Annotated in this window: 21 protein-coding genes; 14 read left to right on the top strand and 7 right to left on the bottom strand. The window is 38.7% G+C overall.

All coding sequences use genetic code 11. The annotated features are described in order from the left end of the window. Nucleotides 1-133 precede the first annotated feature (133 nt). Nucleotides 134-745 carry a transglycosylase SLT domain-containing protein gene (locus WNY98_RS05755; protein WP_010554629.1) on the top strand — a complete coding sequence of 204 codons (612 nt, stop codon included), beginning with the start codon at nt 134-136 and terminating at the stop codon, nt 743-745. Between the two features lie 48 nt (nt 746-793). Here the strand turns inward: WNY98_RS05755 and WNY98_RS05750 are convergent, their stop codons facing one another. After that, nucleotides 794-2,062 carry a CNNM domain-containing protein gene (locus WNY98_RS05750; protein ID WP_007581396.1) on the bottom strand — a complete coding sequence of 423 codons (1,269 nt, stop codon included), beginning with the start codon at nt 2,060-2,062 and terminating at the stop codon, nt 794-796. Nucleotides 2,063-2,123: 61 nt separating this feature from the next. Then, nucleotides 2,124-2,930, bottom strand: coding sequence for a cytochrome c biogenesis protein CcsA (gene ccsA / locus WNY98_RS05745; protein ID WP_024593585.1), 807 nt, complete (start codon nt 2,928-2,930; stop codon nt 2,124-2,126). A 253-nt stretch (nt 2,931-3,183) separates the two neighbouring features. Here ccsA and ffh point away from each other — a divergent pair, with 253 nt between their 5' ends. The 6 genes from ffh (at nt 3,184) to tyrA (ending at nt 8,169) form a co-directional block, all read left to right on the top strand. After that, entirely contained in the window at nt 3,184-4,563 is a 1,380-nt protein-coding gene (gene ffh / locus WNY98_RS05740) for a signal recognition particle protein (protein ID WP_076925472.1), read from the top strand. A gap of 260 nt (nt 4,564-4,823) precedes the next feature. Further along, the gene (gene rpsP, locus WNY98_RS05735; protein ID WP_002962192.1) at nt 4,824-5,072 is read left to right on the top strand and encodes a 30S ribosomal protein S16; all 249 of its coding nucleotides are present in this window, start codon (nt 4,824-4,826) and stop codon (nt 5,070-5,072) included. 17 nt (nt 5,073-5,089) lie between these two features. Further along, entirely contained in the window at nt 5,090-5,626 is a 537-nt protein-coding gene (rimM, locus tag WNY98_RS05730) for a ribosome maturation factor RimM (RefSeq protein WP_010554631.1), read from the top strand. Further along, entirely contained in the window at nt 5,626-6,393 is a 768-nt protein-coding gene (gene trmD / locus WNY98_RS05725) for a tRNA (guanosine(37)-N1)-methyltransferase TrmD (RefSeq protein WP_342877357.1), read from the top strand. Before rimM ends, trmD begins: the two co-directional genes overlap by 1 nt. A 33-nt stretch (nt 6,394-6,426) precedes the next feature. Next, nucleotides 6,427-6,786, top strand: coding sequence for a 50S ribosomal protein L19 (gene rplS / locus WNY98_RS05720; RefSeq protein ID WP_007581406.1), 360 nt, complete (start codon nt 6,427-6,429; stop codon nt 6,784-6,786). A 249-nt stretch (nt 6,787-7,035) separates the two neighbouring features. After that, the gene (gene tyrA / locus WNY98_RS05715) at nt 7,036-8,169 is read left to right on the top strand and encodes a bifunctional chorismate mutase/prephenate dehydrogenase (RefSeq protein WP_342877356.1); all 1,134 of its coding nucleotides are present in this window, start codon (nt 7,036-7,038) and stop codon (nt 8,167-8,169) included. Between the two features lie 127 nt (nt 8,170-8,296). On the opposite strand, the gene WNY98_RS05710 is transcribed toward tyrA, so the two are convergent. Further along, the gene (locus WNY98_RS05710) at nt 8,297-9,454 is read right to left on the bottom strand and encodes a chorismate mutase (RefSeq protein WP_342877355.1); all 1,158 of its coding nucleotides are present in this window, start codon (nt 9,452-9,454) and stop codon (nt 8,297-8,299) included. 354 nt (nt 9,455-9,808) lie between these two features. Here WNY98_RS05710 and WNY98_RS05705 point away from each other — a divergent pair, with 354 nt between their 5' ends. Then, the gene (locus WNY98_RS05705; RefSeq protein WP_170072093.1) at nt 9,809-12,823 is read left to right on the top strand and encodes an EAL domain-containing protein; all 3,015 of its coding nucleotides are present in this window, start codon (nt 9,809-9,811) and stop codon (nt 12,821-12,823) included. 12 nt (nt 12,824-12,835) lie between these two features. Here the strand turns inward: WNY98_RS05705 and WNY98_RS05700 are convergent, their stop codons facing one another. Continuing rightward, entirely contained in the window at nt 12,836-13,165 is a 330-nt protein-coding gene (locus WNY98_RS05700; protein WP_007581414.1) for a translation initiation factor, read from the bottom strand. 135 nt (nt 13,166-13,300) lie between these two features. Between WNY98_RS05700 and WNY98_RS05695 the strand changes: the two genes are divergently transcribed. The 4 genes from WNY98_RS05695 to WNY98_RS05680 all read left to right on the top strand — a co-directional run bounded on the left by WNY98_RS05695 (nt 13,301) and on the right by WNY98_RS05680 (nt 17,242). Beyond that, complete coding sequence (locus WNY98_RS05695) at nt 13,301-13,606, top strand: STAS domain-containing protein (protein WP_024598430.1); 306 nt, start codon at nt 13,301-13,303, stop codon at nt 13,604-13,606. Then, nucleotides 13,606-15,255: a SpoIIE family protein phosphatase gene (locus WNY98_RS05690; protein ID WP_342877354.1), complete on the top strand. Its 1,650-nt coding sequence runs from the start codon at nt 13,606-13,608 to the stop codon at nt 15,253-15,255. Before WNY98_RS05695 ends, WNY98_RS05690 begins: the two co-directional genes overlap by 1 nt. A gap of 56 nt (nt 15,256-15,311) precedes the next feature. After that, nucleotides 15,312-15,971 carry a GAF domain-containing protein gene (locus tag WNY98_RS05685; RefSeq protein ID WP_342877353.1) on the top strand — a complete coding sequence of 220 codons (660 nt, stop codon included), beginning with the start codon at nt 15,312-15,314 and terminating at the stop codon, nt 15,969-15,971. 80 nt (nt 15,972-16,051) lie between these two features. Next, the gene (locus tag WNY98_RS05680) at nt 16,052-17,242 is read left to right on the top strand and encodes an amino acid aminotransferase (protein ID WP_024598427.1); all 1,191 of its coding nucleotides are present in this window, start codon (nt 16,052-16,054) and stop codon (nt 17,240-17,242) included. Nucleotides 17,243-17,314: 72 nt separating this feature from the next. Here WNY98_RS05680 and WNY98_RS05675 read toward each other — a convergent pair whose 3' ends face one another. Further along, nucleotides 17,315-18,517: an aromatic amino acid transport family protein gene (locus tag WNY98_RS05675; protein WP_024598426.1), complete on the bottom strand. Its 1,203-nt coding sequence runs from the start codon at nt 18,515-18,517 to the stop codon at nt 17,315-17,317. A gap of 215 nt (nt 18,518-18,732) precedes the next feature. Here WNY98_RS05675 and WNY98_RS05670 point away from each other — a divergent pair, with 215 nt between their 5' ends. Further along, complete coding sequence (locus WNY98_RS05670) at nt 18,733-19,626, top strand: DMT family transporter (protein ID WP_342877352.1); 894 nt, start codon at nt 18,733-18,735, stop codon at nt 19,624-19,626. A 5-nt stretch (nt 19,627-19,631) separates the two neighbouring features. Here the strand turns inward: WNY98_RS05670 and WNY98_RS05665 are convergent, their stop codons facing one another. Next, nucleotides 19,632-20,510, bottom strand: a complete 879-nt coding sequence (locus WNY98_RS05665; protein WP_342877351.1) for an OmpA family protein — start codon at nt 20,508-20,510, stop codon at nt 19,632-19,634. Between the two features lie 202 nt (nt 20,511-20,712). Between WNY98_RS05665 and rnt the strand changes: the two genes are divergently transcribed. Next, the gene (gene rnt, locus WNY98_RS05660; protein WP_342877350.1) at nt 20,713-21,417 is read left to right on the top strand and encodes a ribonuclease T; all 705 of its coding nucleotides are present in this window, start codon (nt 20,713-20,715) and stop codon (nt 21,415-21,417) included. Here the strand turns inward: rnt and WNY98_RS05655 are convergent. Then, the gene (locus WNY98_RS05655) at nt 21,401-23,026 is read right to left on the bottom strand and encodes a FapA family protein (protein ID WP_342877349.1); all 1,626 of its coding nucleotides are present in this window, start codon (nt 23,024-23,026) and stop codon (nt 21,401-21,403) included. The two genes, rnt and WNY98_RS05655, sit on opposite strands and share 17 nt — an antisense overlap. Nucleotides 23,027-23,095 lie beyond the last annotated feature (69 nt).

Below are 23,095 nucleotides of genomic sequence, written 5' to 3'. Positions count from 1 at the left end.
GCAAAATTTAAGCAAAAAAAACGCAGCCTAAGTTGGCTGCGTAAATATATTCAGGGATGAATTAATGCTGTACTGCTGCATTCATTGAGTCAGACCCACACTTTTTAAAAAAGTTCTGTGAGATCTTAGAAAAATGAAAAAAAATGCAATTATCCTATCTCTCGCCATTACTTTAGCCGGTTGTGCTACAGCGCCTCCAAAGCAACCTAACGATTTATGTAAAATCTTTGAAGAAAAGCCAGATTGGTATTTCGACGCAAAAGATGCACAAGAAAAATGGGGTTCTCCCAAGCATGTACTCATGAGTATGATGTACCAAGAAAGCTCATTTAAGCATGATGCCGCTCCGCCTATGGAGTACTTCTTATGGATAATTCCTACCGGTCGCGCAAGTGATGCCTATGGTTACTCGCAAGCTAAAACACCAACATGGTCTGATTATATTCGTGAAACAGGCAACAACGGTGCTGATAGAGACGACTTTGACGATGCAATCGACTTTATGGCGTGGTTTGTTTATAAAACGCATAAAGTAAATAAAATATCTAAATGGGATGCTTACGCACAATACCTTAATTATCATGAAGGTTGGGGTGGGTATAAGCGTGGCACGTACAAAAAGAAAAAGTGGCTAATGGGTGTTGCGAACAAAGTTAAGCACAGAGCTAGCCGTTATGGTGCGCAATTAAAACACTGCGAAGAAGAGCTTGATAAAGGTTGGTTTGAACGTCTTATATTTGGCTAGATAGTTATTAATGGATATAAAAAAGGAGCCAATTGGCTCCTTTTTTATTTAGCGAGAACGCTTATTCGGCAGTATCTTCACTTGTTTTATCATGTTTTCTTTTACTTCGAGTACTTCAATAGGATATCCTGCGATACGCAAACTAATATTTGCATCAGGAATATTCTCCAAGTATTCAACAATTAAACCACTCAGAGTTTTAGGTCCATCGAGTGGAAAATCCCAACCCATTTCTTTATTTAAATCGCGTACGTTAGCGCCGCCATCCACAATACATGAGCCATCAGTTTGTGTTTCTACTTCTTCGCTCGGCGTACGAGTTTGAGTAGTTGTAAAATCGCCAACAACTTCTTCTAAAATATCTTCTAGGGTCACTAGGCCTTGGATGTCGCCATACTCATCTACCACTAAGCCTATGCGTTCTTTAGATTGCTGAAACTTTAATAGCTGAGTATTTAGTGATGTTCCTTCAGGGATAAAGTAAATTTCACGTACGGCTCTTAGCAAAGATGGTTTATCAAATTGCTCTTTTGTAAGTAGACGAAGCGCATCACGTGAGTGAATAAAACCTACTGCATCATCTATGTTATCGCGATACAGCAACACGCGAGTATGTTGTGCGTGGGTAAGTTGGCGACTAATTAGTTTCCAATCGTCATTAATATCAATGGCCACAATTTCGTTTCGTGGGATCATAATATCTTCAACGGTTACTTGTTCTAAATCTAAAATTGAAGTCAGCATACTTTGATGACGAGCAGGAATAAGTGCACCGGACTCATTGAGTACTGTTTTTAATTCTTCTTTACTCATGCTGTGTTCGTCGATTTGAGCGGCACTAATACCAAATAACCGCAGTATACCGTTTGTCATCCAGTTAATAACCACAACAAAAGGGAACATAATTTTTAGTAATCCCTTAAGTATTATTGAACTTGGAAAAGCAACTTTTTCAGGGTAGAGGGCAGCAAGGGTTTTAGGTGTTACTTCTGCAAATATAAGCACTACAAGAGTTAACACACCCGTTGCTATAGCAATACCTAGGTCACCGTAAAGGCGAATACCTATAATGGTTGCAACTTGGGCTGCTGCTATATTAACAAGATTATTACCGATTAAAATTAAACCGATGAGTCTATCTGGACGGCTAAGTAATTTACTGACTCGTTTAGCTGCACGATGATCCTCTTTAGCGAGGTGTCGCAGGCGTATACGATTGATTGACATAATTCCGGTTTCTGAACCAGAAAAATAAGCAGAAAAAAGCACCAAAAAACCTAAAATGATAAATAGGGTACTTGTCGATATGTCGTCCAACGATGGATCCTTTTCTTATAAATCAATGCGTATTAAGCTAGAGTGAGCAAGCAGAGTCAAGTTAAAACTTATTTAGTATCACTTCTTGTATGAAACGGCTGCCAAAATAAGCGAGTGTGAGGACAAATGCAGCGACCATGATTGTAATAACCACCGGTTTACCGCGCCAACCCTTTTTCATATGCCCGATAGCTACAACGGCAAAAATAGCCCACGCAACTAACGATAATATTGTTTTATGAATGAACTCTTTAGCGAACATTCCATCAAGAAATACAAACCCTGAAAGTAATGCAAATGTGAGTAATATAGTGCCTAAATTAAGAAGTTGGTAAAGCTGGCGCTCCACAACCATTAAAGGCGGAAGGTGGCTGTGCACAATTGCTAAATCTTTACGTTTTAAACGTTTATCAATAAAATAAAACTGTACACCATATAAAGTAGCAATAATTAAAATACAGTAGGCTAACAAAGATAAGGAGATGTGCGTTACTAAACCCACCTCAATATTAATACTTTGTAATAAAATATGATGAGGAATAAATAAACTGGCAATGGTTAGTAAGGCACCAAAACCATAAACAACGGGCAACAATAAAGTCGCAGGGAATTTTAGTGAGACAGCCGTCACCGAAACTACAATCACCCAGCAGGTCAAAAGAGCGACGTTTACGATACTTAAATCTTGACCGTCGGCTCTAAAAACAGAGTTAACTAACAGCAGCATATGCGCCACTATAGCAACCGTGCTTAAAATAACGGTTACTTTTTGGCTAGGGCCTTGTTGATGAAACAGGCGTGAAAGCACGTGAGACGTTGCTAACACATAAAATAAACTGGCAATAATAGTTAAACTAATAATCAGCATTGTGCTTGGGCCACTTAATTTGAGACAAAATAATCCTTGTTGTTATATAGCCATTGTATTTTATAGCAAAGCAAATGCATAGACCTTAAAAAAAGAAACTCAACAAGGTGCACTTGAACACTATATTGTAAGGCGCCATATACGGTATACTACTTTTAATTGAAACTTAATAAGTCAATCTAGGTTAATTGAAAAATCAAATTAACCGTAAAATTTAAATGGATTGATATAAACGTCTTATCGGAACCGTTACATGTTTGAGAACCTCCAAGAACGATTAGGTAAAACCTTAAAAAATATCAGTGGCCGTGGCCGTCTGACGGAAGACAACATAAAAGACACACTTCGCGAAGTGCGTATGGCATTTTTAGAAGCCGATGTGGCATTGCCTGTTGTTCGCGAGTTTGTAAAACAAGTTAAAGAACGTGCAGTTGGGGTTGAAGTTACAAAAAGCTTAAGCCCGGGCCAAGTATTTATAAAAATAGTGCGTGAAGAACTAGAAAAAGCAATGGGTGAGGCTAATGAAGAGCTAAGTCTAAATGCGCAACCGCCAGCCGTTGTAATGGTAGCGGGTCTACAAGGTGCGGGTAAAACCACCAGTGTAGCTAAGCTTGCTAAGTTTTTAAAAGAGCGAAAAAAGAAATCAGTACTTGTAGTAAGTGCCGATGTTTATCGTCCTGCGGCTATTAAACAGCTAGAAACGCTTGCAGCAGAAGTTGATGTTGATTTTTTCCCAAGTGATATTTCGCAAAAACCAGTTGATATTGCAACCGCTGCAATTTCACATGCTAAAAAGAAATTTATAGATGTAGTACTTGTTGATACTGCAGGTCGTCTACATGTTGATAGCAACATGATGGATGAAATTAAAGATCTTCATAAAGCAATCAATCCAATTGAAACCTTGTTCGTTGTTGATGCAATGACAGGTCAAGATGCTGCGAATACAGCTAAAGCATTCGACGAAGCATTACCACTTACCGGTGTTATATTAACAAAAACCGATGGTGATGCACGTGGTGGCGCAGCTTTATCGATTCGTCATATCACTGGCAAGCCTATTAAGTTTATGGGTGTGGGTGAGCGCACTGACGCACTTGAACCTTTCCACCCAGACCGCATAGCGTCACGTATTTTAGGCATGGGTGACGTACTTTCATTAATCGAAGAAGTCGAAATGAAAGTCGACAAAGAGCAAGCTGCTCGAGTTGCTGAAAAAGTATTTAAAGGCGCAGGTTTTACCCTTGACGACTTTGCTGATCAATTAAAGCAAATGAAGAATATGGGTGGCATGATGTCAATGCTTGATAAGCTCCCTGGTATGTCTAACTTACCAGATGCTGTTAAAGGTCAAATGGGTGATAAAACATTTATCCAAATGGAAGCTATTATTAGCTCTATGACTAAAAAAGAGCGCGCACGCCCAGAAATCATTAAAGGTTCGCGTAAAAAACGCATCGCAGCAGGCTCAGGTACGCAAGTACAAGAGATCAATAAGTTGCTTAAGCAGTTTACGCAAATGCAAAAAATGATGAAAAAAATGAAAGGTAAAGGCGGCATGACTAAAATGATGCGCGGTATGAAAGGCATGTTACCACCTGGAATGATGGGCGGCGGCGGTCCTAAATTTTAAAAAGTACCATTAAGTTACTTTTTAAAATAATAGCGAATCATATTTAAAGGAGCAAATAGCTCCTTTTTTGTTGAATAAATTATGCATGGAATACACCTTTAACTCTTATTTGTCGTTGAGATCACGGTTTAACCTACTAAACTGCCTTTTTGGTTCACTTCTTACTTGCGTTATTGCCAAAAACTCGTACAATTCCCCAGCTCCCCATTCTGGGGAGTAAATCTTATTAATGAAAACAGTCAATCTTTATAGAGGACGGTATGGTAACTATTCGTTTGCAACGTGGTGGCGCTAAAAAACGCCCTTTCTATCAAATTGTGGTTGCGGATAGCCGTTTCTCGCGTGACGGTCGCTTCATCGAGAAAGTAGGCTTTTTTAACCCAATTGCTTCAGGTCAAGAAGAAAAAATTCGTTTAGATTTACCACGTGTTGAACACTGGGTAGGTCAGGGCGCATCTCTTTCAGATCGCGTAGCTAAGTTAGTAAAAGACGCTCGTAAAGCGGCTTAATAGGCGTAAGTGTAACCATGAGTCAAGAGAACACCTCATCAATAATTGTCGTAGGAAAGCTCGGTGCCCCATATGGTATAAAGGGCTGGCTTAAGGTACATTCATTTACTGATGATCCCGTAGGGATCTTCGATTTCAGCCCGTGGTTGATAGGGCAGCAAGGTAAATGGCAGTCCTTAGAAGTGGTCGACTGGCGTCGCCACAACAAAGGCTTTATCGCTAAATTTGCGCAGGTAAACGACCGAGACGAAGCAATGGCTTATACCCATGCTGAAATCTCAATGGATGCAGCGCATTTACCAGAACTCCCGCAAGGTGAGTTCTATTGGCGAGATCTCATTGGCATGTCTGTTGTAACCGATAAAGGTTATAGCTTAGGCATTGTTGATGACCTGATGGAGACAGGATCAAATGACGTACTGGTTGTTAAAGCAAACAGTAAAGACGCATTTGGTCAAGCTGAGCGTTTGATTCCTTTTTTAACTGATTCAGTTATTAAAGAAGTTAAATACGACGCAAGAGAAATTACCGTAGACTGGGATCCTGGTTTTTAATGACGCAAACTAGTTCATTATGGGTAGGGGTGATAAGCCTTTTTCCAGACATGTTTGACGCTATTACAGACCAAGGTGTTACCAGTCGCGCAGTAAAAAATGGCTTAATTGATTTTAACTGCTGGAATCCGCGAGACTACGCTTTAGATAAGCATAGAACCGTAGATGACCGTCCTTACGGGGGCGGACCTGGTATGTTAATGATGGTTGAGCCATTAAAAAAAGCGATTGCCGAAGCTAAAAAAGCAGCTGGTGATGGTGCTAAAGTAATTTATATGTCCCCGCAAGGGCGCAAACTTGATCAGCAAGGTGCTAGCGAACTCGCTAACTCTAAAAAACTGATTTTGATTGCCGGTCGCTATGAAGGTATAGATGAGAGAATAATAGAATCATATGTTGACGAAGAATGGTCAATTGGTGATTTTATTTTGAGTGGTGGCGAACTACCTGCCATGACATTAATTGACGCAGTAGCGCGATTAGTGCCAGGTGTGTTAGGTCATAACCAGTCAGCGGAACAAGATTCATTTTCGGATGGCTTGTTAGATTGTCCACACTATACACGACCAGAAACATTGGACGACAAACAGGTTCCTGCTGTATTACTCAGTGGCAACCACCAAGAGATAGCAAAATGGCGGCTTATGCAGTCATTAGGCAGAACTTGGTTACGACGTCCTGACTTGTTGCATAACCTAGCTCTGACTGAGGAGCAAGCGGTATTACTCGCGAAATTTCAGCAAGAGTACCAAAAAGCTTGTGGCTAGAAGACAGTTACACCTAGGAAAGTGAGAAACATAATGGCAAAAGTAAACCAAAATATTATTAAAGCGCTTGAAGATGAGCAGCTTAAAACAGACGTACCTGCATTTGGCCCTGGTGATACAGTGGTTGTACAGGTAAAAGTAAAAGAAGGTGCTAAAGAGCGTCTACAGGCCTTTGAAGGTGTTGTAATCGCTAAGCGTAATCGTGGTCTTCACTCAGCATTCACAGTTCGTAAAATCTCGAACGGTGAAGGCGTTGAGCGTGTATTCCAAACGCACAGCCCTCTTATTGATAGCGTAACAGTTAAGCGTCGCGGTGCAGTTCGCCGTGCTAAGCTTTACTATCTACGTGAGCGTTCTGGTAAATCTGCACGTATTAGAGAAAAACTTAACTAATACGCGCTGTTTATCAACGCAAAAAAACGGGTTGCATCCTTCGGGTTGCAACCCGTTTTGGTTTTAGAATATTATTTTCTCAATTCTCAATTCTCAATTCTCAATTCTCAATTCTCAATTCCTCATTAGTAAAATTTCCGCTTTAGCCTTTTCTCAGTTAGCTGATCCTGTTAGTATTTATCGTATTGATTAGTTTACTTTTATGTAAATTTATATTTACGTTATTTGGTTTTTTAAGGTGGGACGAACGTGGCTGACATAAGTGATTTAGCACAGCTAAGAGAAGGTATAGATGAATGCGATGCACAACTTGTTGCCTTACTCGCTAAACGTAATAGTATTACGCAAAAAATTGGTGAGATAAAACAACAAACAGGCGCGCCTTTACATGCACCTGTCCGTGAAGCAGAGCTATTAGCGGCAAGACGACAAGAAGCAATAAATCAAAATGTAAGCCCAGATCTCGTTGAAGATATACTAAGACGTATGATGCGAGAAGCCTATCAAAACCAACAAGCGAAACTTGCATGCGCAGCGCCAGAGCTTTCGCCAATTGTAATTGTGGGTGGTCAAGGTGCCATGGGGCAGTTATTTGCACAGCAGTTTATTCGCTCAGGTTACGAAGTTAAAATTTTAGATAAAGATCAGCAAAACGATGCTAAAAGTATTTTAAAAGGTGCCAAGCTGGTAATGATTAGCGTACCTATTAATGCATTAGACGCTGTCGTTGCTAAGTTACCTAAACTAGATGAAGACTGTTTACTTGTAGATATTACATCGGTAAAGCAATCGCCTATTAAAGCATTAAAAGCTGCGCACAGTGGCCCTGTGGTTGGTTTACATCCAATGTTTGGGCCCGATATATCACATTGGGTAAAACAAACAGTTGTTGTATGTGAAGGGCGAGAGCACCAAGCGGCAAAAGGTTTATTACAGCAGTTACAAGTATGGGGTTGCCAGCTTGTTGAGCTTGATGCTAAAAAACATGATGAAGCAATGCAAATTATTCAAGTAATGCGCCATTTAACGACATTTGTGTACGGACAGTTTTTAGCAAAACAAAGTCATACGCTAGAAGAGTTGCGCAGTTGCTCGTCACCTATATATCAATTAGAGTTGATGATGGTCGGGCGTTTGTTTGCACAGTCGCCTGAGCTGTACTCAGATATTATGCTCGCACAATTTGATGATGTAGAGAACCTACTTGCACAGTACCAAGGTACCTTTGCAAGTACATTAGCTAAATTAAAAGCGGGAGATAAAGCCGCGCTTATTGATTCTTTTGCTGAAGCTAAAGTTTACTTTTCTGACTCTACAGAACACTTTTTAACGCAAAGTCGAAGCTTATTAAATAAAGCGAATGATTCAAAAGTTTTAGATTAATATTTGTTATACCGTTTGCTTAAGTATGGGGACTTAATTCGTTAAATTACTCAAATACTTATACAGATTGGTACTGGTTAACTAAAAAGGGCCAATATTGGCCCTTTTTGATTTGTAAAATTGCTTATTAAGTATTAACGCTTACGGCCTGCAATGACTCGCTTTGGTAGCATCCTAAAATACGTACATATTGGGTGTGCTCTTTAAGCTCTTCTAGCGCTTCTTTTACTTGGCTTTCGGCTAAGTTTGCTTCTAGGTCAACATAAAAAACTTCTTCCCACGGATTACCTGGAGTAGGGCGAGATTCAAGTTTTACTAAATTAATCTTGTGCTGTTTAAAAATCATTAGCGCATCGGCTAGTGAGCCCGCTTGCTGTTTTGTCGACATGATCAAACTAGTTTTAGTTGGAATTTGGTTAGATACTTGTAGAGGCTTACGTGCAACAACAATAAAGCGGCTATGGTTTTCGCTTTGATTAGCTAGGTTTGATTTAATAACCTCAAGCCCTACGTTTTTCCCCGCTTGTGCAGAGCCAATTGCTGCACTATTTGGTGTGTTTAATGCCGATTGTAGTGCGCTTGATGTTGAGTCACATGTTTCATGTTGTAAGTCACCTAAGCCCTGTAAAAAACGGCTGCACTGCGCAAATGGTTGTGGGTGTGCAAATATTTTTGTTAGTTGGCTAAGTTCTGTTTCTGGATTTGCTAGTAAACAATGCTCTACACTGTGAGTTACCTCACCAACAATTGATACTTGTGCGTGCTGTAATAAGTCAAACACCTCGTTAATACTACCAGAGCTTGTGTTTTCAATGGGTAACAAGCCAAAGTCAGCTTGGCCGTTTTCTACTTTACCTGTTATTTCATCAAACGATGTACAGCCAATTTCAACTAATTTACCCGGGCGGCGGCTAAAATATTTATGACATGCTAGTTGGCTATAAGAACCCTGACCACCTAAGTAAGTGACACGGTGTGTTTCACTGAGGGCATCTGGATTCAGATTTTTTTGTAACATTGCTTGTTGGTGTAAAACAGAGTCTTCCAAAATAGTTTGGAAAACATTATTTACGTAGTAAGCATCTAAACCTAGTGATTTACCATAACCAATCAGTTTTTCTAAAAGTGCTAGTTCGCGAGCTTCATCGCGAATTGGTTTGTTGTTAGCAATTTTGTACTCAACCACACCATGGCTAATGCGGCGGCGTTTAGCTAATAACACGAGTAAATCAGAGTCTATTTCATTTATATCGTGTCTTAGGGTATTTAAAACATCATTTGTCATTTTGGTATCCTCATTCCAAAAGTAAGCTGTTATTACACAGCAAAAACAAAAAAGCCTCCCGGTTGGGAGGCTTTACTATTCGATTGATTTTATCTCACAAACAGGGAAGCCTCTCCTATATAAAGAAGCTAAAAAACGAAAAAAAAGTGCGAGAGATAAATATTTTCATGCGGTTAATGTATGGAGAGTTGCTAACAATGTCAATAAAGATCTAAATAAGCTTAGGGTACTATTTATTCCTCTATATTAGTTTTTATAGAAAGTTTACAAATAATTTATAAATATGAATCTGGATCTGGTATATTTCGTTAACTGGTTCAAATAATAACAATTATTAATAATTAAGGTTGACCCGTGGTTTACAGACGCCCTCCATCGCGTTTTGGATTGAATTCTTTAAGTGTAAAACTATCGCTACTCATATCCGCTATTTGCCTAATAGCAGGGGTGTGTGCGGCTGCCTTAATGCTTAAATCTGAAGAGAAACAACTTGTTTTTGAAGAACATGAGATTTTAAAAAGCTCGACAGACTTATTAGTGAAGCAATTTAATGAGCGCATTAAAACAAAAATAAATATTGCGCAGCAAGCTAATAACGTAGTAACACAGCAACTTTTCCAACCCAATTCACCAATTAATTTAAGCAACAAATCACAGTTACAGTTTAATAGCGACGGTACGATTCGAAGTGCCTCGGCTGATGGCTTATCAGCAGCATTTTTACCGCAGCAAAATTACTCTCCTTTTTATAAACGCCTATTTAATGATTCTGAGATGCTGTGGCGTATAATATCTCCTACACTGGTACACGACTTTTTTAACTTTTATCTCATTACAGATGATGATTTTATTCGTGTTTCTCCTCCAAACTGGGCACTGAACGCACCAGCTGGTTTTAGAGCGACGAATGGCTCAACTTATAAATCGATTAAGAGCACGCTTGAAACAGTAAGAGAGCCTGCATGGTCAAAAGTCTACTACGATACAGTATGGCGCAAGTGGGTTATTAGCCTACTAGTACCTGTTTATGTTGATAATGAGTTTTTAGGTGTGACGGGGAGCGATATTTCCCTCAACAAACTTATTTCGTTTTTACCTGTTGGTGATAAAGAAAAACACCTACTTGTGTTTGATAGCAAAGGGCAATTGTTGGCACACCCAGACTTAAATCCGACCTTACTAGCTGACTATGGTAGTGATAATAAAGCACTCGCTACTAACGAATTTGTAAACCCAGCGCTGCAGTCGATTATTGACGATGTTATTGCAGTGAAGTTACCTGAATACGCAAATTCATTTGAAAAAAATGACGAAGCTCATATTATCAATATTCGTAAGATTGATGACTTAGATTGGTACATAGGGGTATATAAAAAGCGTTCATCTACGTTATCTGCATTACAAGATTTAAAACTGAAGTTTTTCGGTCTCTTTATTTTATACGCAATATTAGTTGCCTTATTGCTGCATCAAGCGCTTTATCAACTAGTCCTTCGCCGTTTACATACTTTGGTTTATGCAGTTACAAGTTTTGGCAAAGGTCAATTAACTACAGAATTTCCACCAGAAAACAAAGATGAGATTGGCACGCTTAATGGCTCATTTAGAGACATGACGGTAGAAATTCGCAAACTTATCGATGGCTTAAACCAGAGAATTACAGAAAAAGAAATTGCTGAAAAAGCAGCTAACCGTTTATCTAAAGCGGTCGCATTCTCGGGCACTGGCGTTGTGATCACCGATGAGAATTTTGTAATTGAATACGTAAATCCAAAAATGCTAGAAATGACAGGCTACCCAGAAAGCCATTTCAACAGAGCGCCATTACTGAATATTATTGCCTCAGAGATGTCTATTTTAGTTGAAGATATAGACATAGATTTACGCAGCCGTAATTATTGGCGCGGTGATACATTAATCCAAGGCTTGAATAAAGAGCCAATTTGGGTGTCTTTAAGTGTTTCACCAATTCGTGAAGAGGGCGGTGAAATAACCAGTTATGTAGCATCAGCACAAGACATTTCGTTTGTAAAAGAAAGCCAGCGTAAAATGGAGCAACTTGCTTACTTTGACACTCTTACTGGTCTTGCCAACAGAACGTTCTTTAGAATGCAATTACGTAAATCAATGGCATTAGCTGAACGTGGGCACTATGCGTTTGCATTGTTTTACTTTGATTTAGACGAATTTAAACGTATTAACGATACATTAGGCCACGATGCAGGCGATCAATTATTAATTGAAGTGGCAAACAGACTTAAAAAACGTTTACGAGCTGAAGACACCATAGCGCGCTTAGGTGGTGATGAATTTGCAGTGTTGCTCAGTGGTATAGAAAGCCAAGCTCACGCGACTGATGTTGCCAATACAATTCAAAAAACGCTAAATGTACCTATTAAACTAGGTAGCAATGAAGTTATTGTGAGCGCGAGTATTGGTATTACAATGGCTCCGTACGATAGCCTAGAAGAGGATCAGTTATTAAAACATGCTGACTTAGCTATGTATGAGGCAAAAGCAAAAGGGCGTAATACATTCCACTTTTATAGCCAGGAATTGAACGCAGCTGCTAATGAGCGTTTATTTATTGAAAATGAGCTACGTATAGGACTAAAAGAAAAACAGTTTGTAGTTTACTACCAACCTCAAGTTGATAGTCGTACTCATCAGGTAGTTGGTTATGAAGCGTTATTAAGATGGTTCCACCCAACTGAAGGCGCAATCCCTCCAGATAAATTTATTCCTATTGCAGAAGCGACAGGCCTTATAGTTGAATTAGGCGAATGGGTGCTTCAAGAGTCTTGTGATTTTGCCGTAAGATTAACAAAGCAAGGCTTAGAAAATAATATATCGATAAACTTATCGGCTCGCCAGTTTAAAGACTCAAGCTTAGTCTCAACACTGAGTAAAATGATAATTAGGACGGGTGTTTCGGCTAAGCGCCTTCATTTAGAGCTTACCGAAAGTATGCTAATGGGAAATGTAGAAGCTGCAATTACACAACTTCACGAGCTTAAAGCTTTAGGTATATCTATTTCTATTGATGATTTTGGTACTGGTTATTCGTCGCTCAGTTACTTAAAACGATTCCCGGTTGATATATTGAAAATTGACCGTTCATTTGTAAAAGATATCCCTGAGGATACAAATGATATGGAAATCACTGCAGCTATTATTGCCATGGCGCAAAAGTTAAAGCTAGACGTGGTTGCCGAAGGAGTTGAGACAATAGAGCAGATGCAGTTTCTACAAAATAATAATTGCTTCATTGTACAAGGCTATTATTTTAGTAAACCCATTGCGGAGCACGAACTACCAAAATTGTATGAAAGGTTAAGTGAGCTCTCAAATAGCGAAGTAAGTAGTTAATAAAATTGCGGGTTAACCACCCGCAATTTTAACTTTAAATTTTAACGCTTCTAAAATGGCTTTTAGTTTATCGCGGTCATCACCTTGCACTTCAATAATGCCTTCTTTTACTGCGCCGCCTTGGCCCATTTTGCTTTTTATAGTTTTAGCTAACTTTTTTAAATCGTGATCTTTTGGATCAATGCCTACAACTAACATTACGCCTTTGCCTTTACGCCCTTTTGTTTGACGTTCAATGCGAATAAAACCATCTTTAAAAAGCTTAGCTTCTAACTCTTTTTCTGGTTTTGGCTGGTCAATGCGACCCGTACTTGTTGAATATACTAAGTGACTATCACTCATACCTTACCTTTATGGATAAAAATTAATTAAATATTGGCGTAAATGATAGCAAATTTGAAGTTGTGTGTTTTTCTTTTTGCTAAATACTTTTAACAGGTTATATTTAGTTCAAAGGAAATATTATTGGAGTTTAATATGAGTTTAACTAAGAATGAATCAGTCGATGGCACTACATTAACAATACAAATCAAAGGTAAATTTGACTTTAATTTAGTGCAATCTTTTCGCCAAGCTTATGCTCAAATGAGTGAAAAAATTGTAAAGGTTATTATTGATTTAAGAGAGACTGACTACATGGATAGCTCAGCACTTGGCATGTTACTTAACATGAAAAAAACCATTGATAGCCAAGTAAAAACTATCGAAATAAGCAATTGCCAACCACAGCTTAGAAAAATTCTACAAATTTCACGTTTTGATAAAAAGTTTGATATTAGCTAATGATACATGTGTTAATTGTAGATGATCAGGCGCTCAATCGCATTTTACTCAGTAAAATGCTTGAGCAAGAAGGTTATAAAATATCAGTGGCTTATAACGGGCTAGATGCGCTTAATGTATTAAAAAGAGAGCAAATAGACGTTGTTTTACTTGATGTTTTAATGCCTGTAATGGATGGTTTTGAAGCCGCTGAAAAAATAAAGCAGCAATATAGTGAAGTTTACTTACCAATTATTTTTATAACCTCCTTAGAGGATCAAGCAAGTTTTGAGCACTGCCTCGAGGTAGGCGGTGATGACTTTATTCATAAACCATTTGAAAAAGTTATTCTGCATGCAAAAATTAAAGCACATATTCGCACCAGAGAGCTGAGTAAAAAAGCTAACCAGCAAAAAAAATTGCTTGAATATCATCATAATCAAATTGAACGTGAACACGAAATAATTGAACATATTTTTAATAACTCATTAGAAAATCAAGGTAAGTTTAAAGAGTATTTAGATTTTAATTTATCACCTGCCTCTATGTTTAACGGCGATATGTTTTTAGTAGCGCAAAGTCCTATCGGTAATTTGTATTGCATGTTGGGCGATTTTACGGGTCACGGCCTAGCTGCGGCTATAGGTGCATTACCAACTTCTCGTGTGTTTTATACTATGGTACAAAAAGGTATGGCGGTTAACGATATTGCCAGCGAGCTAAATACACTACTGTACAACCTCCTACCTGGGCATATGTTTTGTGCTGCAACCATTATAGAGCTTAGTGCATCAGGTAAAAGTGTTTCTGCATGGATGGGCGGCCTGCCAGATGCGTATCTAATAGATAAAGACGGTAATGTAAAACAAACATTAGAATCGCAGCATATGGCGCTGGGGATTTTAGATGAACAAGAGTTTGAATATGAAGTTATTCATTTTGAAACAAATAGTAATACACGCCTAGTATTAGCAACCGACGGTATTATAGAAACGGCAAACAAAGAGGATATATTTTTTGGGGAAGAGCGATTTTTACAAACCTTAAAAAGTAAATCGATGATTAGTAGTGAAGACATAGTTGCTAACGTTACTAAGTTTGCCGATGGCACTAAACAGCAAGATGATTTAAGCATTGTTTTACTAAACTGCCTGCCTTTAATTCCTGAGGAACAAGAGCGGGAAGCCTTTTCTACTTTAGCCTTTAATTTATCTTTGAGCTTAAACTCAGAGCAAATAAAAAAAACTGATCCAGTGTACGACGTCGTTAATATTTTAAGCAGTGTTGAGGGGTTAAATACTCATCGCTCTAATATATTTTTACTGTTGTCTGAGGCGTATAACAACGCGCTTGATCATGGTGTATTAGGACTTAATTCAGAAATTAAAAAACAAGAAGACGGCTTTTTTCGATATTACGAGTTGAGAGAGGCAGCCCTTGCTAAACTTACAGATGCCATGATTATTATTGATATGCGCTATTGCCCCGACACGCTAAGTTTATATTTTATTATTTGTGATTCAGGCCGAGGGTTTAGTAGTAAGCACGATGAGTTGGCAAAGGCTAATAACGAATTTGGCAGAGGGGTGTCTTTATTAGAAGAAATAGCCGAAAAAGTCACTTATAACGCCAGTGGTAACCAAGTTGAAATGTGCTACAAGTTGAGCTAGCTCTGTAAAAATATCCATGCTATTATTCTCGAAACTTTAGATGTATGGATGGCCAAATGATTTCTTCTTACTTAAAACAAGCACAACTTAGTGCTAATCCAGCTTTGATTTCAACAGAGCTTGAAAAGCTTGATCTACATTTAGCAAACACTGCTTTGCCTGATGTGTGTTGGGAGTATCAAATACCTGAGCTTGGCGAGGGCGGTGCATGTAATTTATTTGGTTACTTACAAGATGAGCCATTCAAATTAACTGACTATATTAAAAGTGATGAGCAAACACAGTTTAAGCTAGCTAATTTACACAGTATTGTAAGCTACATTGAGCAGCAAACAGGCGTTGATTGGTATGGTATTTATCAATCAACTAATACCCCTGAAGGTAAGCAACTATTAAAGCTGGCTTATCATGGTGCGCCTAGTCGTCCGTTGTTTCCTTTAACGCAAGCATTTGCGGCTGGCAGTAACAACGTACAGGTTGCGCTATCTCACAAGGGCCGCATTATTAATAACGTTGAAGCGTATTTATCACAAGGTGGTGAATACTACACATGCGATCCTAAAGTTAAATCAGAAACCTGCCTACCTTTATTTAATGCACAAAATGAATGCGTTGGTATTGTAGATGCAGAAGCCTTTAAAAATGATTTTTTTGATGAAAAGACGCTTGCCGTTTTAATTGCATGTTGTATTAAAATTCCTCACTTTCTAGTGTAAATAACGCTAGTCAATATGATGTGCTTTTATGTTAAGCTTAGCTTAACAGCTAACCCCTAAATAACGATAAGAGATAGCCAATGTTCTCAGTATTAAAACCATTACCAACAGATCCTATTCTTGGCCTTATGGCGGCCTATAAACAAGATACGAACCCTAATAAAATTGATTTAGGTGTAGGTGTCTACAAAGATGAGCAAGGCAATACACCGGTTCTTAAAGCGGTAAAAAAAGCTGAAGCGTTTCGTCTTGAAAACGAAATGAGCAAATCTTACATTGGTTTAGCGGGTAATTTAGATTACTGCCAAAAAATGGAGCAGTTACTATTAGGTGAACACCAAGCATTACTAGCTAACCGCGTACGTACTGCACAAGCTCCTGGTGGTACGGGTGCACTTCGTGTTGCAGCTGAATTTATTAAGCGTTGCAATAAAGACGCGACTGTTTGGGTAACTAACCCAACATGGGCTAACCACATTAGTTTGTTTGAAGCTGCAGGCTTAACAGTAAAAGAATACCCATATTACGATTACGAAAATAAAGATTTACTGTTTGATGAAATGATCAACACACTTAAACAAGTGCCTAAAGGTGATGTGGTTTTAGTGCATGCATGTTGTCATAATCCAAGCGGTATGGATTTAAATGAAACACAGTGGAATACGGTTGCCGAACTTGCAAAAGAAGTTGGCTTTACACCACTTGTTGATATTGCATACCAAGGCTTTGGTGCTTCACTTGAAGAAGATGCACGTGGCTTACGTATTTTAGCCGATGCAGTAGAAGAGCTGATTATTTGTTCTTCATGTTCTAAAAACTTTGGCTTATACCGCGAGCGTATTGGTGCATGTTCACTAATTGCAAAAGACAGCGCAACAGCAGATATTTCAAACTCTGTAATGCTAAGCGTTGTACGTAGTATTTACTCAATGCCGCCAGCGCATGGTGCTGACATTGTTAATACTATTTTAAGCAGTACTGAGCTTACACAATTATGGCACTCTGAGCTTGATGAAATGCGTAGCCGCATAAATGGCTTACGTAGCTTAATTAAAGAAAGCTTAGCAACTAAAGATATTGCTCAAGATTTCTCGTTTATCGAGCGCCAAAACGGTATGTTTTCTTTCTTAGGAATTAATAAAGAGCAAATTGCTCGCCTACAAAAAGAATACGGCATTTACATTGTTGGCTCTAGCCGCGTAAATGTTGCAGGTGTTAGTCATTCAAATATTGAATACTTTTCAAATGCTGTAGCTGACGTTTGTAAATAAACGCAGTTAATATAAAAAACCGCACACCTGATGATGTGCGGTTTTTTATTATCTAAATTAAAACAAAAAACTTTAACCAATAGCAGGAATAAGCCCCACCATTTGCATAAACTGTGCAGCAATAATAGTTATGCCACATATAGCTGCTATACCAAGCCCAACATTCCCACTTTTTACTTTATAGCCTGTTTTATTTGATGTTGTACGCTGTTTATAAACCATTGCTACAGGCAAAAATATAGCCAGCACGACAAGTGCTATTGCAGCGTAACCTAAAGCCATAATAAAGCCTTGAGGGTAAAATAGCGCAAAGCCAAGTGGCGGAATAAACGTAATTAAGGCCGTTTTTATTCGATCCGTTTTATTGTCACCTTTTTTAAATGCATCAGCAAAAAAATCAAATAACCCTAAACTCACCCCTAAAAATGATGTCGCCAGTGCTAAATCAGCAAATAACTTAACGGCCGTTGCCACACTTGGGTTATGCGCAATGCTTGCCACGCTAGATACAAACCCATTAAGCCCTTGGCTGTTGAGTAAATCAGCTTGACTCATAATACCTTGGCTAAGTAGTTGCCAAAAAATATAAATAACTAAAGGTAGGGCGGCTCCAGCAATCATTACTTTGCGCAGTACTTTTATTTCAACACCAACATATTTAACAATTGAAGGAATAGATCCATGAAAGCCAAATGAAGTAAATATAACCGGTATAGCCGAAAGGATTAATCCTTGCTCTACGGGCATCTCTAATAAGTGCTTACCTTGCACATAAGGGGTAAGCATGTAAAACAAGCTAGCTAATACAACAATTTTTATTGTAAATAACACTCTATTTAATTTATCTACCTTGCTAGTGCCTAGCGTTACCACACTAGCAATAATAACAGCGAGGATCACAGAGCCAAACTGTGGGGCTATATTTACATCAAAGCCTATATTTATACGCGCTTGAAGTTGTGCACCACCACCTGCAATATAAGCAGCGCATAAAGCATAAAATAAAAAAACCATCGAAAAATTCGCAATATATTGTCCGCGTTTTCCAAGCCATAATTTAGCCAATGTATTTAATGTAGCATCGCGTGGTGCATATTGGTGTAGCTCTAACATGAGTAGTGCGGTGTAGGTCATTAGTAACCAGCTAGCAATTATTAATGCAAGTGCAGTACTAAACCCAAGCCCGGCAGATGCAATTGGCAATGCCAACATACCTGCACCAATAGTGGTGCCTGCAACAATTAACATGCTTCCAGTTGTTTTATTTTTAAGCACTTAATTACCTTAATTATTATTAATATACATGCACGATATAACTAGTTGCTCAAATCTCAAATAGTTTTGTAATAAAAGAGCGTTATTAAAATGTAACTTACAATTTACAACTGTATTTATTAAGGACTTTAGTGTTTAAAAAGTACTAAAGCACAGTAGTGAGCGTATAATTTATTTTTTGTTTTATTCATTCATATAAAGCGTAGGGATGGCACGTGCCAGTTAAAGTATCGTATTTTTTAATGGTTCTTATATGGTCTACTACACCACTGGGTATAGTGTGGAGTAGTGACACTGTATCGCCAACACTTGCAGTGTTAATGCGGATGCTGGTGGGGCTATTTTTAGGCGGCTTAATTGTTGCTATTACAAATATTAGAGTGCCTTGGAGCAAAAATGCATGCTTACTTTATTTTTATTCGAGTATAGGTATTTTTGGCGGTATGTTGCTGAGCTATATGGCAGCTAAAACAGTCCCTTCGGGTATTATTTCGCTTATGTTTGGCCTTGCACCTATTTTGTCGGGGTTGCTTGCTCAGCAATTATTAAATGAACCTAAATTTAGCCCGATTAAATTAGTTGCGTTAGCGTGCGCCTTAATTGGCTTATATTTCGTTAGTTATAACCAAGTACAAAGCTCGCAAACTCAAGGGCTCGGGTTACTTTATGTGTTTATGGCTGTCTGCTTTTTTAGTTTAAGTGGTGTGATGATCAAGCGCGTGAAAATTGCGATTCATCCTATGGCAACAACATTTGGCGCATTGGTTTTTGTAACCCCACTCTTTTTTATTGCTTGGTGGTTATTAGATGGTGAATTGCATATACAAAACTGGAGTGCAAAATCATTGTGGGCTATTGGTTATTTAGGAATATTTGGATCTTTAGTAGGGGCTTTGGCGTATTTTCATGTGCTGCAAAACCTAAATGCAAGCACGGTATCACTTACTACACTTATCACCCCTAGCTTTGCGTTAGGCTTGGGAGCTTGGCTAAATAATGAGTCATTAAGCCAAGAACTAATAATTGGTGCGGTTATTATTTTAATTAGTCTAGGTTTTTTCCAATTTGGTGATAAGTTTTTAAAGCGAAAGAAAGTAAACTCAAATTAGCTTTACTACATTTTCTCTATTTGAATAATTAAACGACGGTTTTTGTCTCGGCTTAAAATGTTATCGTTATTATCAACAAAGCGTTTTTCGCCCAAACCGGTTGTTTGTACTTTGGCTTCATCAACACCCAAGCCCACCATGTAATCTTTTATAGTTTTGGCGCGCTTGCGCGATAAATCTAAGTTATTCCAGCGTCCGCCATAACTATCGGTGTATGAGTCAATACTAATGGACTCTATGCTTGCATCATTTTTTAAATACTCAGCAATCTTATCAAGACGTTGTTGCGAGGATTTAGTTAATTTACTGCTGTTAGATTGATAGTTCATTACAGTAAACGAAATATCTTCAAAGCTGTAAGGGAGTAGCTCATCACGGCATTGTAAAAAAGCCCAGTAAGCTTGTTTAAAGTTTACGCTCGATATACCAACGGCAATTTTATCGGCACTGTTTTGCCAGTCTTGATAATAAAAAGTAGGGTAGTAGCCTTTTTCAAGCTCGGTAAGCATTTCCCATGCGGTTTTATTGCCTAGCTCGCCATCAAACTTTTTAAGTAATTTCATATTTGCAATATCGCGAGCGGGCAATCCTGCACGCCATGTAGGTGGCACTGCTTTTAAACCTGCAATTGCGTAGTTATCTGGGCGTACAACCATATCTAAATTAAATGTTAAGTTTTTATTTTTACTTGCAGAAGCTTTAAATATAGCTTCACCGTAATAAGGAACCTCATGATTTAATTGGCATTGTAAGCGCGTTGTTTTAACTACTTCCCAGTTGGAGTTGTCTTGGGTTGCTGTGTATTGGCGCATAGCAGCTTGCGAGTGAGTACTGTAAAGCACTGCACTTATACTAAGGCTAATAAATAACAACTTATACTTCATGGTGCTCTCCAGCTATCCGGGAATGCCAATAATTTGGCAAATTTACGACTGCAATGATTAGTTTGTTCTCTACGTAACTAACTTATAAGTTAAAGCAAGTTATGTGCCTACAATTTTAAAGCAATAAATACTTAAATCCCCTAGCCTAGGGGGCATCAATTTTGACATAATAGTCAGCTTACACGTATAAACAAAGAAGACTATGGCAAATACTGAGCAAACACCTTTCGCAAAACGCTTTCGTGGATTTTTTCCTGTTGTTATTGATGTTGAAACTGCAGGTTTTAACAAAGAAACAGATGCCTTGTTAGAAATAGCAGCCTCTGTTTTAAAAATGGATGACGAAGGACTGCTCAGCATAGATCATACTGTTCATTTTCATGTTCAGCCATTCGAAGGCGCTAATATAGAGCAAGCAGCCATCGACTTTAACGGTATAGACCCGTTTTCACCATTACGTGGCGCAGTACCTGAAGACGAAGTCATTAAAGAAATATGTAAAGTAGTACGCAAAGCGCAAAAGGCTGCTGGGTGCCAACGTTCAGTTATTGTGGCACATAATGCCGCATTCGATCATGGCTTTTTAAATGCAGCAATAGAGCGTAATAACATTAAGCGTACGCCATTTCACCCGTTTGTAAGCTTTGATACAACATCTTTAGCGGGTTTAGCGTTAGGGCAAACTGTATTAGCAAAAGCATGTAGAACGGCTGGTATCGAGTTTGATAACAGCCAAGCGCACTCAGCGCTTTACGACACAGAACGTACAGCTGAGCTTTATTGTTTAATAGTAAACCGCTGGCAGCAATTAGGTGGTTGGCCATTAGCGCCGCTAGATGATGGCGACGCTGATGCCGAAGTTGACACTGAAACAAAAAATGACGAAGAAACTAAAACGTCTGAGTAATTTTACCCTCAGTTAGCTTAACTAGGTGGGGCGGGTAAATACGCGAAAATTGTTTAGAATCTTTCGCTATTTTAAGTTCCACACCAGGGTGCATTAATTCATTTACTTTTAAACGACTACTGGCAAGTAATTGCACTATTTTTTGCTTAATAAGTAGTTTTTGACGATGAATATGCGCAGAGCGTATTTTTATATGCTTTTCATTTTCAGTTATTTTATTCATGAATTGCTGGCGCTGAGCAGCACTCGCAATTTTACTCGCTTTTTCACGAGCCTGTTGTAAAGCCGTTACTTTAGTCGCAAGTATTTTTTCAAAATCGGTGATTTGTGTTTGCTTTTGGCGAAGCTCAAACCAGAGTTGCGCTAAAAATACGCGTGTTTTAGTACCGGCTGGCGCGCCTAATTCACCCGTTTCAATGCGCATAGCATCTAAAATATTACCGCCAATAATTTTACCTCGCGGGTCATTTGCTTTGCCTACACGTATTAATCGCCTAGCACTTAAATCACAATGCAGAGCTTGGCGTTCAATAAATAAATCTTGTTCGGATTTAATATTGCAGTACTGGGCATAACCAATCGAAATAGTTCGCTGAGAGGTTATAGAGCATGTAAATGCTTCCTCGCCTTCACGTTTTCGGCCAATTGCACCAAGCATAATGGTTACCGCACTTTTACTTTCAACAGTTCCTGATTCTACAAAACCAAGTACCGTAATATCACCGTTGGCTTTTACACGCATGCCGTCTTTAATATCGCCAGTAATAATTACACTACCATCAAAATCAACGTGGCCTGTGCTTACATCTACGTTATCAAAGCATAAAACATCATCTACACGCATACCACGTGGTAGGGCAACGGGCACACCTTTGCAGTCGGCAATAAGCATATTAGGATTATTAGGGTCTACTTTTGTACCTTCGAAAGGCTGGAGTTGGTGATCTTTACCTGGTTTTGCACTAATTGAATCGCCAAATACCGTATAGCCTTCTTCTCCAGGGGTAGCTGCAATACGCTGCATTAAGGGAGTGCCAGGTTTTACGGTGATAATAGCGCCAAGGTTTTTCATATCAACCTTACCGCCTTCTTTAGCTTGTGGGCTGAGTACTCGGTCTTGGGCTGTTGAGCATAAACGCACAAATTTAGCATCGCGGCCCTCTTTAGGGTTGCGTCCATGTGCAATTATGGCACTGTAAGAGCTTCCTGCCGGTTGCTCAAACTGCTGGCCTAAAAAGGTATCAAGCGCACGAGGACTTATTCCTTTTTTAACACCTGCATCAGCAAGTGCTTTTTGCGCGCCTTCCATAGACAAAAGTGCGCCACCTTTAGCGGTAGTTAATGTTGCTTCTGCGACCATGTTTTTTTCATCAATATTAATGACAATTGAAGCATCTACAGCTTTAGCAACGACAAGCGATACTTCCTGATAATTTTTAGTTGGCGCAAAAAGCTTTCCAATATTGGCAATTACAGCTTCGTACTCACTAAACTCAGATTGTTCGAGCATTTGCGTTAACTGAGTACTTGTAACAGGAAAACCACTATCAATAGGGTGACTTGCTAAAGAGACAAACCCCGTACTTTTATCAAATGAAAAAACCGACATTTATTAATTCCCTACTCTATGCCTGTTATTATATTTATTTTTTACAACTAAAGGTTTAGAAATAGCAAA

Origin of the sequence: Pseudoalteromonas sp. AS71 (assembly GCF_038900275.1) — a bacterium.
GTDB lineage: Bacteria > Pseudomonadota > Gammaproteobacteria > Enterobacterales > Alteromonadaceae > Pseudoalteromonas.
Note: the sequence above shows the minus strand (reverse complement) of the source record. Positions and strands in the feature narration are given on the sequence as shown.